This is a genomic window from Rhizobium sp. BK112 (assembly GCF_014193215.1).
Classification (GTDB): domain Bacteria; phylum Pseudomonadota; class Alphaproteobacteria; order Rhizobiales; family Rhizobiaceae; genus Rhizobium; species Rhizobium anhuiense.
Genome location: NZ_JACHYZ010000011.1, coordinates 248,787 through 260,962, shown reverse-complemented (window position 1 = coordinate 260,962; position 12,176 = coordinate 248,787). Strand labels below are relative to the sequence as shown.

The following is a 12,176-nucleotide window of genomic DNA, read 5'->3' as shown; positions in this document are numbered from 1 at the left end:
CTCCTCAGGACGGCAGGGCGGTCTTGCGCTCGACATATTTGCCGAAGTGCTCGATGCCATAGTTGATGATGAAATAGAGACCACCGGCCAGGAAATAGAACTGGAGGCTCATGAAATTGCGGGAGATGATTTCCTGCGTACGCAGGAGAAGCTCCGCGACGCCGATGACGGAGAGCAGCGTCGAGGCCTTCACCATCTCGGCCGCCGTATTCACCCAGGCCGGCAGGCACTGGCGCATGGCCTGCGGCCACAGCACCGAGGTGAAGGTCTGGGTAAAGGTCAGGCCGATCGCCTTGGCGGCTTCGGTTTGTCCCTTCGGGATCGCCTGAAGCGCTCCACGGACGATTTCGCCGACATGGGAGGAGCAGAAGATAGCAAGGGCGAGCACGCCTGCCGAGAACGGCCCGAGATCGAGGCCGACGGCGGCGGAGACGTAGTAGCTCGCCAGCACCAGCACGAGCACCGGCGTGCCGCGGATGATATCGGTATAGGCGCGCACGACCAGACGCAAAATGACGCCGCCGTAGACGAGCGCCAAGCCGACGAAAACGCCGAGCACGGAGCCCGCGAGGATGGCCAGCAGCGAGATCGACACGGTCACGCCGATGCCGTTCATGATGACGTAGCGGGCAATCCAGAGTTGTTCGAGAAAGGTGTGGGACATCAGGGTCTATCTCGGCAGGGCCAGACGGCGTTCGACGAAACGCATCACGGCGGCGATGAGGAAACAGGTCGCGACATAGAGGGCCGATGTGACCATCCAGGTTTCGATGACGCGGAAACTCTCGACATTGATCTTGCGGGCGGCAAAGGTCAGTTCCGGCACGGCGATGGCGGCGGCGAGCGAGGTGTCCTTGAAGAGCGAGATGATCGTCGAAGACAGCGATGGCAGCACGTTGCGCAGCATCAGCGGCGCGATGATGGAACTGCGGATCTGCATGCCCGTCAGGCCGATGGCAAGGCCCGCTTCCGTCAGTCCTCTGGGAATCGACAGCAGTCCGGCGCGGAACACCTCGGCCAGATAGGCGCCGGAATAGAGGGATAGAACCAGGACGAAGCTTTTTATCTTGTCGAGGCGCAGGCCCATCTGCGGCAGCGCAAAAAAGGCGAAAAGCACCAGGACGAGAATCGGCAGGTTGCGAATGACGGTGACATAGGCCCGGGCCGGCACGACCGCAAAGCGGCTCTTGGAGGTCAGTGCGAAGGCCACGACGAGACCGATCACGGCTCCGATCAGGATCGAGATCACCGCGAGGCCGAGACTGAGCGCAAGCCCGCTCAAAAGAAAATCGAAATTGCGCCAGACGGCCGCGAAATTCAAAGTGTAACCCATACGGGCTGCCCTTTCAGATCAGAGCGTGATGCCGAAAAGTGCGAACAGTTTTCGGACGACGTCACACTCTCACTCTTTAATCGAGCGGAGCGGGAGCAAGTCCCGCTCCGCATGGATGTTACTTGAATTCGACGGGAAAGCCGATCTGCGGCGGCGTCAGATCCTTGCCGAACCAGGTCTTGAAGGACTTGGCGTAAAAGTCGAACTCAACGCCGGTCATGGCTTCGTGCAGGGCGGTGTTGACGAAGTTCAGCCAATCCTGATCGCCGCGCTTGACGGCGCAGGCATAGGTCTGCGGGTTCCAGCCGTAGCCGGCATCCTTATAGCGGCCCGGATTCTGCGTCATGTACCAGGCGAGCGACGACTGGTCGGTGGCGACTGCATCGGCACGTCCCGACTCCAGCGCCTGGTAGATCAGGTCGACGGATTCGTACTGATCGACGGTCGCCTCCGGCAAGGCGGCATGCACCATGGCCTCGGCATAGACGTTCTGAAGGACGGAGATGGTGACGGAGGAGCCGGCGGCCTTGAGGGCGGCGTAATCGGCATATTTTCCGTCCGCTTTCAGCATCAGGCCCACGCCTTCGCGATAATAAGGAATGGTGAAGGCAACCTGCTGGGCGCGCTCGCCGGTAACGGTCATGAACTGGCAGGTGATGTCGACCTTGTCAGTGGTGATGTTCGGGATGCGGGCGTCGGAGGACTGGTTCACATACTCGATCTTTTCAGGATCGCCGAAGAGGGCCTTGGCGATGATATGGCCCATGTCGACGTCGAAGCCCTGAAGCTTGTCGTCGGCGCTCTTGAAGTGCCAGGGCGCATTGGTGCTGCCCGTGCCGAGGACGAGGTGCCCGCGGGCCAGCACTTCATCGAGCTTGCTGCCTTCAGCCAGCGCAGGCGTGGACAACAGGGCGGCAGCGATCAGCGACAGCACGCCGGTGCGAAAGGAAATGGTCATGGCGTTCCCCTTAATGGATGTTTCCAGTTAATCCAATATACCGGACACATGTCTATTTTATTGGATGGACTTATCAAGTGCCATCAAGGAGAAATTGTCAATGGGGCATGCCGAAAAAACGCGCAGTGGCGCGCGTGGCGATTTTTTCGGCAGTGCAGCATTTCCCTCTTGTTTCAGAGGTTCACCGCCATGACCTTGCCGCCAGCGACTTGGCGGACATTGGCGAGTCTCATTTTCGGTGGGTTGATGGAGGTCGAAGATGCAGCCCTCGGAGCCGGCGCCTCGCGATCCGGCTGCCTTGCGCTTTCTCGCCATATGGTCGCGGCTAGATCGAGCTGGCCCGGAGGCTCCCGCCCTTCCCCCGATGAATCAACGCCGCTGCCGCTCGCAAGGCACGTTGATTTTGGAAAGATGCTGCCGAGCCGGAGGAACGTTATAAGCGCGCCGCCGAGTTCATCGAGATCGTCAACGCGCTCTATGATGCCAATCGACACCGATTATGTCGGAGAGGATTTCCGCTCCAATCCGGAGCTGCCGCCGCTTGCGTCACCGACAGCCATCCAGGCATCGCGAACGGCCTGACGCAGATAACGTTCACGCGTCGCCAAAGGTTTTGGCGACGTGCCGCGCTTTGGCCGTTTCGCCGATCCAGCTGTTGAGCAACGACGCAGCCGCATGGCTCTGCAAGACGATCTGAGGCACCAGATCGATATCCGGAAGACTGCCCAGGCCGAGTGGCCCCATCGCAAACAGCCCGTGCAACGCGCTCGCCTTGGTCCGCCCGAATTCGTCGACGACGATGCCGATCTCCAGTTCGTCCCGCGTTGCAAGGCCTGCAACGATAAGCGAGCGAACCAGCGGGCTATCGGTCCCGGACGGCCGGAAGCGGCAGTCTATCGTCAGATCCGCGGGAAGGACCTCGAGCCCGGCCGGCGCTGAAAACAGCACGCCGTTGGTGGCGATGCAATTCACTTTGCCCTTCCTGACGGCGATCGCGCCGCTGGCGATCGCATGATGCAGGCGCTGATAGTGCTCCGGCGGCAAGCGGTTGCGATGGCTGTCGTAAATGGCCTTCACGTGGCGTTTGAACCGCGCTCGCTCTTGTGCCGTCAATCCCGCCCAAAGATCGCGCGCACGTGAACGAAAGCCGTTCATAATGCCTTGCCATCCCGAACCTTCCAGATCGGCTTTGCTGGCGGCCTCACGCAGGAAACGGAACGCGCCGCGCAGCGTCCGCGGCATGGGTTGGTCGGTGACAACAGCTCCGACGGCGGCGGGAGCATGCGACTGAGGCAGGAAGCCCGATTCCGAGATCAACGTGACATGGGAAATCTTGGCATCCGCCAGCAAACCGAGCGCCCTGTCGACCGCATGGATGCCGCCGCCGATCACGACGGCGCTTCGCACTCCGCCGGCAGGCGCCACGTCTGTATTGTCCCGCATGCCGTAACCGGTCGCGAGAAACACGGCATCGAAGCGGGTTAGTTGCTCTCTTCCAAGGCAAACGGAATATCCCCCGTCCAGATGCCTGTCGATCGCCGTGACCGCATCCGAGCCAAACTGGACGATCACATCAGGCCGATGCGTCAGGGCTTCGGAAAAGCGTTTATACACATAGGTGCTGAAAATATCTCCGGGTACAAAGGCGTGTTCGAGACCGGCAGGATCCGAGATCAGTCGATCGCGCCATGTGTCATCCGTTTCCAGCCAGCGGCGAAAATCGTCCGGGAGTCCGGGATCGACGGAAAGGTCGCGAACGCGGCTGGTTAGCACCGTCGATGCGGGCTGACTGATGCCCTCGCCAATATCGATCTTCGCGCGCGGATCGAACATCACCAGATGGAAGGGCCGATCGACTCTCTTGAAAAGAGCGATTGCGGTCATGATCCCGGTAAAGCCCCGGCCGATGATCGCAATCCTTGCGAGATGGTCGGCATCTCGGCTCTCCGAATTCGAAGAACGTGAGGAGAGAAGAGTCATTCATTGGCTCCTTCTGCGTTGGATCGCTCGGCTCTGTATCCATCAGAACCGACCGGCCGCATAATTCTCTACTAAAACCATAGAAATTTATATCCGGAACGCAAGCACTATTCGACTTCAAGTGATGACGGCCCGGCTTTGGTGTCTGGCGAGCCTTGGCTTCCTTGCGGCTGCTCGCTTCAAGCTCTTCCCGAGCACTGGTGACGGGTGATGCGGCGACTTGGAAATAATTTCCCGTTTCTCACGAAAAAAGAGAGGAATTTTGGAGCTGCTGCGAAGATCCACGTAATTATAGACCATCTATCGAGGGCCGGATTCACCTAACCTCATGCCGGACGTCACGACGTTCGCCTGTAGAAGGAAGGTGCTATGACGGTTCCACTGGTCAGCTTGAGCAATCTGTCGACCGAGCCATCCCCCTCGCCTCAGGTTGCCGCCATATGGGAGGCTCTTTGCGCGGAGGCCGTCAATGCTTCGGCCAAGGATGCAGCACTCACGCGCGCCATGAATTCCGCCGTGCTTTATCATGCGAGTTTCGCCCAGGCGCTGGCACAGCGGGTCGCGATCAAACTGGCCAATCACGACCTCGACCATGACGAGCTGCTGGCGGTGATCGCCCAGGCGTTCATCGGCAATCGCAATATTGTCGCCGATGCCGCCGCAGACCTGACGGCGATCAAGGAGCGTGATCCGTCAAACACGGAAATCCTGACACCCTTCCTGTATTTCAAAGGCTTTGTGGCTCTGCAGGGCCAACGCGTTGCCCACTGGCTATGGCACCATGACCGCCTCCATTTGGCGCGCCATATTCAAAGCCGCATTTCCGAAGTTTTCGGCGTCGACATTCATCCCGCCGCAAAGATGGGCCGGAGCATCATGCTCGATCATGGGAGCGGCCTGGTCATCGGCGAGACAGCTATCGTCGAAGACGATGTATCGATCCTCCAGAACGTCACATTGGGAGGAACGGGTAAGGAAACCGGTGACCGGCACCCGAAGGTGCGGCGCGGCGCCCTGATCGGAGCGGGAGCCAAGATCCTCGGCAATATCGAAATCGGCGTCGGCGCCAAGGTGGGTGCAGGCAGCGTGGTCGTGAATGCCGTTTCCGATTACACATCGGTTGCCGGTATTCCGGCAAAGCAGGTGGGCAGGCGTCACTTCAACCTGCCGGGTATCACCATGGACCAAACCGTGTCCGAACCGGAGTATATGATCTAAGGGCGCGGTGCGGATATACGCTGTCCTGGATCGAGCATCCCTACTGCGCGGCGGTCCGAAAGGGATTCGACGGGAGATCGCGAAGGCGGAGGTCCCAAAGGGCATCGGCCGTCATTGTCTCCCCTGCCCCGGATTGACCTATAAAAGAAAGCGCAGAGCGACTATCAACCGCATTTATCTCCACGGCCAGTTCGGCGACGGCGCATAGATATCCCGCATCTCTGCAGTTCACTGAAAATATGATTAATTGATCGGTATAATGAACTTAATTAGCCAATTAGTTCCGCTACTGCGGAATGGGATGGAAGTGCCTCCCTCACGCTATAGCTAGGGGTCCAATACCGCTAGTGATGGATCTGGCGCCGCAAAGACGTAAAACAGAACAGATCGGAGCCATGTCCGGAGATTTGCCCATGCCCAGTGCAATGTTCACGGCCGACGACCTTGCGGTGATCCGCCGCGCTTATGCCCATCAGGTGGCGGCGACCGCCGGGATGACGAACCCGCGGATCGAAGCTGCCTTTGCCGCTGTGCCACGCGAGAAATTTCTCGGTGCTCCGCCATGGCAGATCGCCAATCTGGGTGGCGGATATCGCCCCCTCCCCTCCTCCGATTTGGTTCTGGCCTATCAGGATGTGTTATTCGCCCTGCAGCCCGACAAGGGCGTCAACAACGGCAGTCCCTCACTGCATGCCCGGCTCCTGGGCGAACTCGACGTCAAGGTCGGTGATCGTATCGTCCATATCGGTGCCGGCACCGGTTATTATAGCGCCATCCTCGCGGAGCTGGTCGGTGCTGCCGGTCATGTCTATGCCGTCGAGATGGACGCCGATCTGGCCGGCCACGCTCAAACGGCGCTTGCCGACCGAGCCAATGTCAGCGTCATCATCGCCGACGGCACTCAATGGCCGCAGCAAGAGGTGGATGCGATCTATGTGAATTTCGCCGTCACGCGTCCCGCGGCATCATGGATCGAAGGGCTGCGGCCCGGAGGGCGCCTAGTGCTGCCGCTTGGCGTGCCGCGCCAGGGCCGACCGTCGAATGGCGGCCGTCACGCATCCCACGGCGCCGCGCTTCGCATCGAGCGCGGCGAGAATGGATTTGCGGCGCGGTGGATCAGCACGGCTTATTTCGTCTGCGCCGAGGGCGGTTTGACGATCGACGAGAACGAAATCGAAGCGCTGACGGCCGCCTTCAAGCGCGGCGGTATCGAGTTCGTCAAAAGCCTGCTGTGGAAGGCGGATCCGCGTCTTGGACGCTGCTGGTATATCGGCGACCAATGGGCGCTTTGTTATGACGACGTTTGAAACATCCGTTCCGCCCGAGTCGACCGCTCCATCTTCGTGAGGAATGGGAGCGATGCAGCACATCGCCGTGCCGGGAGATAAACGCCCTCGATGCCGCCCTGCCCTTCGGCGGCGCAATCAGCCGGTCACACTTCTGGCCGGCAATGGTATCGCCACACCCAAACACTCTGCCCAGGACGGCATGGGTGATGACAAAGCTTGGAGTGCCGACGTCTGACTCACCCTCCCTAAGCTGAGTGCAGGCGCGTCACGGTCTCCCCTGCCCTGGCGCCGGAATGCTTGCCGGTGAGATTTTACTGCCGGTGCCTTTGAGATTGGCCAAGTGCGCCGAGGTGTCCGAGCCACGGCCGTGTCCGCGGAGGACGAAGCGGGATTGCTCTGGTCCGTATGGATCTGGATACGGCGCGTCCACGGACGAGCTGCTGGCCGATCCGAGCGCGCGCGGTCTCGCCGAGGCATTCGAGGCTCCTCTGGGAAGGCGGCGTTCAGATGCCAGTGAAGATCAGCAGGCGACGGGTACTAAGTCGCTTCCGCCGGCTTCACCGGTTCACGGCCTATCGCTTGAGGAGCGTCCACAAGAATGGAGAAATTGGGAAGCGTTGCTGACTGGCCGGCGACGGAAGGCGGCCAAAACGACAAAAGCCCGGCGCGGGAGAGATGCGCCGGGCTTCGATTGTGACCGACAGCCGGGGAGGAGAGATGCTGTCCGTCGGACCGAAGCTGCTCGGAGGGGTTAAGCGCTTCAGTCCGTCACGAGGTAGTGCCGCAATGCGGCAAATTCAAGCCTGGCGGTTGCGCCGCTCTTTATGTGGATCACGCTGCGGACGAAGGCGGTCGGGCAGGTGCAGCTTTTCTCGCAGGTGATGGGGCTGGCATGGTGTTGTCCGCGGACAACCAGCCGAGGTGCGATGCCGGAGGAAGGGCTGCGCTTCGCTGCGAGACGACGGAGGTCGGCTCGGTCCGGGGTGAAGCGATCGGTGAGAGCATCAGTGATCGCATTGCTGCGCCTCAAGCGCCGGGGTGCGCGAAGGTGAGGGCGGCTCGGTGGTCGACGATGACGATCCTCTCTTGGTCTGTCTTGGTTGGGCCTTTCGCTCGGTCGAGCGCGTGACCTTACGCATCGCCGTCCAGCTGATGGGTGCATTGATCGAATATTCGACAAGCGGTCGCCAAACTGACCACCTTACACTGGTCATTTGCGGCAGGGACCGGCCCATCGGCTTCCACCGCATGCGGATGCTGCCGCTGTCATCAAGCCACTTTCGCTTCGGCCTTGTTAATTGGTCCAGTGGCTTCCCACCGCGCGGTGGATGAGTTCGTTTCCGCCTCGTCGCTGAGCCAGCCGACGATCATCCGTGGAAGCTTTCGGCGAGAAAAATCACTACGCCGGCAACTGCGCGGCTTTTCGAATGGGCCGCATTCCGTCCCTTGTGGAACGAGCGGGCAGATCTGCCGGCTGGTCCGATCTTTACCAAATTCTTTGCGCACATTCACGAAGCTGTTCGACAAGGCGCCGCTCTGCGATGGCTGGCGGCGCCGCCACGGCGGTCATGGTGCTGCGCGTCCAGGATGCCGGCTGGCAAGGTGACATCAGGGGTATCTCGTCGGTCGCGCCATCAATTGCTGTGGGGCCGTTCGCGCAAATGATCTGATTGGAATCACGTTGATCATCCCGTTGTCCGCGGACAACGGGGTCCATCAGGCAGTTGTCCGGGCGCAGGGATTGCCGTCCCGCCATTGAGGCTGCCGTCTCGGTGTGATGCGGTCCAGCGGCGCAGCTGTCATCTGCAGTCGGGTCCTTATGTGATTGAGTGGAAGGATTGCGGGGCAGGGGATCGGCAGTTCGCGGATGAGACCTTCGTTAGCGCACATGAAGCTGCGGTGACGTTCAGCGATTTGCCCGCGGTGGCGAGCCGAATGCATGTGTGAAACGGCAGCCCCCGGTTCATTCTCGTGGGATAGGCATATGTGGCGCTAAGGCCGCGCCGCCATGGCAGATGGAGCAGCGCCCGACAGTGGTGCGCGTATTGATGGGGAAGTCCCTTGCTCTCAGGCAGTCTGGGGAAGACCTGCGTCAATCCCGGCCACTATACCTCGAGATGATCCTGCGCCGTGCGAAGGGGGTGCCCACGGGCGCCTGATACTGAACTGCCGGAGCAGCGCCGCCGGCGACGGTCGGGGCGCCGATGGCTGAATGAGGCCAGGCTGCGAACTGCTCGCCATCCTGAGTGGGCAGCTGGCTTCGCCTTCTTGCTGCGCAGATGCTTGCGTGTTCGTCGATCGCTGGGCGTATTCTGTCAATTGCCGACAATCTGGTACGCGACAACGAGGCCTTCAAGATCGTGTCCGTGAGCAGGCAGCGTCTCGGTCTCGACGACGCTTGGTCGTGAGCTGTGCCGGGGGAAAGCAATCGGTCGTGGATGCTCTGACCCGATATTTGTCGGGTGAAAACGCAAGCGGCTATTGCAGGCCATCGTCGCCGGCGCTATTCTTTTGCCAGGCTTGTGATCAACGCTTCATCTGCGGATGCCGGTCGCCGAAAGGTGCCGGAATCGGGATGGTGGCGAGTGGATTTTGGATCCAAATTGCGCTCCGGATGTGAGCCGAGCGCCAATCTATGGCCTCGTGGCCGCCAAGAAACCCTAGTTGGCAGCCCTTTCGGACAGGCAGCCGGCAACGCGGTAACGAAACCAAAGTCCGATTTTGCTTCCGTAGTCTTATGTGATTGAAGCGATATCAATGACTTATGGCTTTCCGAATTGCTCCCGCTTTCGTGTCCATTCCCCTGCAGCCTGACCCGCCTGGGAACAGACTGACGTCGCCCCCGCATCAAATGTCCGTAGGAAAGCAACGGCTTGCATCCTTTAGCGGCGGCCTGCGTTATGTCAGCACCAGACCGGAGAACATCCTCATGTCCGATGTGCTTCACCTCAAGAGGCTCTCCATTGCCGCGACAGTGATGGCCGCGGGGATCGGCGCGCTTGTCTTGATGCAGGCAAAAGAGCGCAGTTCGGTCGCCCCGTCTGCGAATACCGGCCACCGGGGTGACGATCATGGCCGCAGTGCCAGTGTGCCCGAGGCCATTCCTCTCAGCGGTCTGCGCGACGTGTTCTGGCGTGTCTTCCACGAAGTCCTCGCCGACCGAGTGACGTTGATTGCGGCGGGCGTGACCTTTTATCTGTTGCTGGCGCTGTTTCCAGCCATGGCGGCCTTGGTCTCTCTTTACGGGCTGGTTGCCGATCCGATCATCATATCCGAACACCTTCGCGAATTGGCCGCGCTTTTGCCGCCCGGCGCGTTCGATCTTCTTGCCGACCAGATCAAGGAACTGGTCAACCGGCGCGACGCCACGCTCGGCATGACCTTCTTCGTCGGTCTCGGCATCGCCCTGTGGAGCACGCATAGCGGCACGCTGGCGATCTTCGACGCGATGAACGTCGCCTATGAGGAGGAGGAGAAGCGGGGGCTTGTCCGGTTGAACCTGATAGGTCTCTGCTTCACCTTGTGCGCGATGCTTTTGATGGTGGTCATGGTGGCGCTCGTCGGGGTCATGCCGGTGGTCCTCTCCTATCTCTGGCTCGATCAATTCAAGGAGCATATGGCGCTTCTCATGCGATGGCCGCTGCTTCTGCTGGTCGTCGCGGTGGCGGTCACATCGGTCTACCGCTTCGGCCCCAGCCGCGAGCCTGCCACGCTCCGGTGGATGACGTGGGGCGCGGTTCTGACCACGGTCGCCTGGGCTGCCATGTCCCTCGGTTTCTCCTTCTATCTGGATCATTTTGCCAATTACAACGCGACATACGGCACGCTCGGCGCGCTGATCGGCTTCCTCATCTGGATCTGGCTTTCCGTCGTCATTCTTATCGTCGGAGGGGAGCTTAACGCCGAACTGGAGCATCAGACCGCAAAGGACACGACGACGGGCACGCCGCTGCCGATGGGAGCGCGTGGCGCCTATGTCGCGGACACTCTGGGCGAGACCATGAGCTGACCGCGATGATTGCTCCTCTCATATAGTTTTGATGTATTCTGCCGTTTCTGCAGTCCCGAAACAGGAGACGATGATGACCGCCCCGCATCCTTCCAAAACCCATATCGGCAATCATGCCTTGCATCCCGAAACACAGATGCTGAACTACGGCTACGATCCGGAACTCTCGGAAGGGGCGGTCAAGCCGCCGGTGTTCCTCACCTCCACCTTCGTGTTCAATACCGCGGAGGATGGCCGCGACTTCTTCGATTATGTGTCGGGCCGCCGCGAGCCGCCCGAGGGGAAAGGGGCCGGCCTCGTCTACTCGCGTTTCAACCATCCAAACAGCGAGATCGTCGAGGACAGGCTTGCCGTCTACGAACGGACGGAAAGCGGCGTGCTGTTTTCATCCGGCATGGCGGCGATCGCCACCACTCTGCTTGCCTTCGTCCGGCCTGGCGATGCGATCTTGCATTCGCAACCGCTCTATGGGGGAACGGAAACATTGCTGGCGAAGACCTTCCTCAACCTCGGCACCGCCGCCGTTGGATTTGCCGACGGCGTCAGCGAAGGATCGGTGCAGAAGGCGGCGGAAGAGGCGATGGGCAAAGGCCGCGTCTCCGTCATCCTGATTGAGACGCCTGCCAATCCGACCAACAGCCTGGTCGATGTCGCGATGATCCGGCGGGTGGCCGACATGATCGGTGCAAGACAGGGCCATATGCCGATCATCGTCTGCGACAATACCCTGCTCGGACCGGTCTTCCAGCGGCCGATCGAGCACGGCGCCGATATCTCGCTCTATTCGCTGACCAAATATGTCGGCGGTCATTCCGATCTGATCGCCGGCGCCGTTCTTGGTCGCAAGGCAGTGATCAAGCAGATCAAGGCCCTGCGCGGCGCGATCGGCACGCAGCTCGATCCACATTCCTGCTGGATGCTCGGCCGTTCGCTGGAGACGCTGCAGCTGCGCATGGAGCGGGCAAACAGCAACGCGCGGGCCGTTGCCGATTTTCTGCGTGATCATCCGAAGGTTGAGAGGGTCCACTACCTGCCCTACCACGATCCGGAATCGCCGGCCGGCCGGACCTTCAGGGCGCAATGCACCGGCGCCGGCTCCACCTTCTCTTTCGATATTCGCGGCGGTCAGCCCGCTTCGTTCAAATTCCTGAACGCGCTACAGATCTTCAAGCTCGCGGTCAGCCTCGGCGGCACGGAATCGCTTGCGAGCCATCCGGCCGCCATGACGCATTCCGGTGTGCCTGCCGATGTCCGCCAGCGCATCGGTGTGTTGGAATCGACGATCCGCCTGTCGATCGGCATCGAACATCCGGATGATCTGATTGCCGACCTGGAACTGGCGCTGCAGGCGGCCTGAGACACGGCGAGGAAGTGATGCCCGGCGCCGCC

10 protein-coding genes are annotated in these 12,176 nt (G+C 60.7%); 6 read left to right on the top strand and 4 right to left on the bottom strand.

What is annotated here, in order from left to right:
* Window positions 1–4: 4 nt before the first annotated feature.
* From FHT75_RS27315 to FHT75_RS27300, 4 genes are all read right to left on the bottom strand, one after another.
* Window positions 5–664 (bottom strand): amino acid ABC transporter permease, encoded by a 660-nt coding sequence (locus FHT75_RS27315; protein ID WP_028758971.1) that lies wholly within the window; start codon window positions 662–664, stop codon window positions 5–7.
* Between the two features lie 6 nt (window positions 665–670).
* A complete protein-coding gene (locus tag FHT75_RS27310) occupies window positions 671–1,333 on the bottom strand; it encodes an amino acid ABC transporter permease (protein WP_047613797.1) in 663 nt (220 codons plus the stop codon).
* A 118-nt stretch (window positions 1,334–1,451) separates the two neighbouring features.
* The gene (locus FHT75_RS27305; RefSeq protein ID WP_028758973.1) at window positions 1,452–2,291 is read right to left on the bottom strand and encodes a transporter substrate-binding domain-containing protein; all 840 of its coding nucleotides are present in this window, start codon (window positions 2,289–2,291) and stop codon (window positions 1,452–1,454) included.
* Between the two features lie 594 nt (window positions 2,292–2,885).
* The gene (locus FHT75_RS27300; RefSeq protein ID WP_063474015.1) at window positions 2,886–4,271 is read right to left on the bottom strand and encodes an FAD/NAD(P)-binding protein; all 1,386 of its coding nucleotides are present in this window, start codon (window positions 4,269–4,271) and stop codon (window positions 2,886–2,888) included.
* Between the two features lie 369 nt (window positions 4,272–4,640).
* Here FHT75_RS27300 and cysE point away from each other — a divergent pair, with 369 nt between their 5' ends.
* The 6 genes from cysE (at window position 4,641) to FHT75_RS27270 (ending at window position 12,144) form a co-directional block, all read left to right on the top strand.
* Window positions 4,641–5,489: a serine O-acetyltransferase gene (cysE, locus tag FHT75_RS27295; protein ID WP_063474016.1), complete on the top strand. Its 849-nt coding sequence runs from the start codon at window positions 4,641–4,643 to the stop codon at window positions 5,487–5,489.
* A gap of 395 nt (window positions 5,490–5,884) precedes the next feature.
* The gene (locus tag FHT75_RS27290) at window positions 5,885–6,796 is read left to right on the top strand and encodes a protein-L-isoaspartate O-methyltransferase family protein (protein ID WP_063474017.1); all 912 of its coding nucleotides are present in this window, start codon (window positions 5,885–5,887) and stop codon (window positions 6,794–6,796) included.
* Window positions 6,797–7,840: 1,044 nt separating this feature from the next.
* Window positions 7,841–8,110, top strand: coding sequence for a hypothetical protein (locus tag FHT75_RS27285; RefSeq protein ID WP_125853677.1), 270 nt, complete (start codon window positions 7,841–7,843; stop codon window positions 8,108–8,110).
* Window positions 8,111–8,151: 41 nt separating this feature from the next.
* On the top strand, window positions 8,152–8,448 hold the full coding sequence (locus tag FHT75_RS27280) for a hypothetical protein (protein WP_125853679.1): 297 nt from the start codon (window positions 8,152–8,154) through the stop codon (window positions 8,446–8,448).
* Between the two features lie 1,259 nt (window positions 8,449–9,707).
* The gene (locus FHT75_RS27275; protein ID WP_063474018.1) at window positions 9,708–10,787 is read left to right on the top strand and encodes a YihY/virulence factor BrkB family protein; all 1,080 of its coding nucleotides are present in this window, start codon (window positions 9,708–9,710) and stop codon (window positions 10,785–10,787) included.
* Window positions 10,788–10,860: 73 nt separating this feature from the next.
* Complete coding sequence (locus FHT75_RS27270) at window positions 10,861–12,144, top strand: cystathionine gamma-synthase family protein (protein WP_063474019.1); 1,284 nt, start codon at window positions 10,861–10,863, stop codon at window positions 12,142–12,144.
* Window positions 12,145–12,176: the final 32 nt, after the last annotated feature.

What these genes read in the sequence shown, in the direction of transcription:
- FHT75_RS27315 (WP_028758971.1), bottom strand. Translation starts at nt 664, where the DNA reads ATGTCCCACACCTTTCTCGAACAACTCTGGATTGCCCGCTACGTCATC.
- FHT75_RS27310 (WP_047613797.1), bottom strand. Translation starts at nt 1,333, where the DNA reads ATGGGTTACACTTTGAATTTCGCGGCCGTCTGGCGCAATTTCGATTTT.
- FHT75_RS27305 (WP_028758973.1), bottom strand. Translation starts at nt 2,291, where the DNA reads ATGACCATTTCCTTTCGCACCGGCGTGCTGTCGCTGATCGCTGCCGCC.
- FHT75_RS27300 (WP_063474015.1), bottom strand. Translation starts at nt 4,271, where the DNA reads ATGACTCTTCTCTCCTCACGTTCTTCGAATTCGGAGAGCCGAGATGCC.
- cysE (WP_063474016.1), top strand. Translation starts at nt 4,641, where the DNA reads ATGACGGTTCCACTGGTCAGCTTGAGCAATCTGTCGACCGAGCCATCC.
- FHT75_RS27290 (WP_063474017.1), top strand. Translation starts at nt 5,885, where the DNA reads ATGTCCGGAGATTTGCCCATGCCCAGTGCAATGTTCACGGCCGACGAC.
- FHT75_RS27275 (WP_063474018.1), top strand. Translation starts at nt 9,708, where the DNA reads ATGTCCGATGTGCTTCACCTCAAGAGGCTCTCCATTGCCGCGACAGTG.
- FHT75_RS27270 (WP_063474019.1), top strand. Translation starts at nt 10,861, where the DNA reads ATGACCGCCCCGCATCCTTCCAAAACCCATATCGGCAATCATGCCTTG.